We start from the raw sequence: 1,287 nt of genomic DNA on the forward strand, positions 1-1,287 counted from the left end.
CCTGTAGATACTCTGTTCACGGTCAAGCTTTCGCGAGATGTTTTTCGCTAAAAAGCTTGGCCGTATTAAATTCTTCTCCAGAACGCATGCATGCCCATAACCCGGTCAGGTATTTACGCATCACTGCTCCGATGGCCTGCATTTTCTTCTTGCCGCGGGCTACCAGCGCCTCGTAAAAGGCTTTCACATTCTCATCACAGCGAATTGCCGTCATTGCCGGCATGAACATCGCTGCCCGTAAATACGCGTTGCCGCATTTGGACATTCGCCCTGGCCGGTTCACGCTGGTGCCTGACTGGGTCAGCCTTACATCGAGTCCTGCATAACGGCTTACCTGCGCCGATTTAAGCGTCACAGGAAGTGTCGTCAACTCAGCCAGTGCTGCGATGGCCGAGGCCTCTCCCACGCCGGGTGCAGCCATCATGCAGCGAAACTGCAAACTCAGATCCGGGCATTTGGCGATGGCCTCGCGTGCAGCCTTCTTCAAACGATCAATCCGTGTGTCTAGCGCTGCAATCGCATCTTTTTCATCCTCGATCAGCAGCTCAACGCTCGTTTGCGTCGCTTGTAGTGCGTGCAACTCGTTCTTGGCTCGGGTCCGATGGCCAATCAGCCGGTTGATATGGCGCCCAATCGCACGCAGCATCAGTTGATCTGCGGTAGGTGGCACCCAAAGTCTTGGCGCCATGCGTTCGCCATACTCGGCCAGCAACTGAGCATCAATCTGGTCAGTTTTGCTGTTTTGCAGCATCAGCTTGGCAAAGTTATGGAAGCTTTTGGGGTTGATCACCGAGACCGGTAAGCCGGCGGCATGCAACTCTATCGCCAGGTCCAAGTAGTAAATGCCGGTGGCCTCCATGACCACGCTCAGCGGTTTGAGGCCCAACATCTTGGTCACGGCAGCCTTACGCCCCTTGGGGGTGTGCTGAATGTCCCACTGGCCTGATGTTTTACCGTTCTGCCGCCATCCCATAGCAGACGTGCGGGCACCAATGTCTATGCCGACATGAGTATTCATGGTTTTCACTTCCCTGATTTTCGGTAAGATTGCTCCTGGTTCCCCCGACCTCGAACTTCATGCCACTGCAACCTTGTAATGCGAAGTCCGACTTGTCGGCTTCTCGATACTCTTCGTGGTGGGCAATGAGGCGGGGGGGCCTCTCTACAGACAAGGTCAGGAGCAAATCCTGCCTTCAGGAGCGATCGGCCTCCCCCAGAAACGCACTTGCTGTTGTATGAATCCTTAAGCGTAACCTCTCTCGTTGGAATCAGGGTCAACATACAAGG

At 54.7% G+C, this 1,287-nt stretch carries 1 protein-coding gene; it reads right to left on the minus strand.

Annotated features, from left to right (window positions below):
* Nucleotides 1-22 precede the first annotated feature (22 nt).
* Nucleotides 23-1,018: an IS110 family transposase gene (locus EYC95_RS30015; protein WP_131063537.1), complete on the minus strand. Its 996-nt coding sequence runs from the start codon at nucleotides 1,016-1,018 to the stop codon at nucleotides 23-25.
* Between the last annotated feature and the right edge of the window lie 269 nt (nucleotides 1,019-1,287).

Source organism: Pseudomonas sp. BGI-2 (genome assembly GCF_004310295.1).
In the GTDB taxonomy this organism is placed as follows: domain Bacteria; phylum Pseudomonadota; class Gammaproteobacteria; order Pseudomonadales; family Pseudomonadaceae; genus Aquipseudomonas.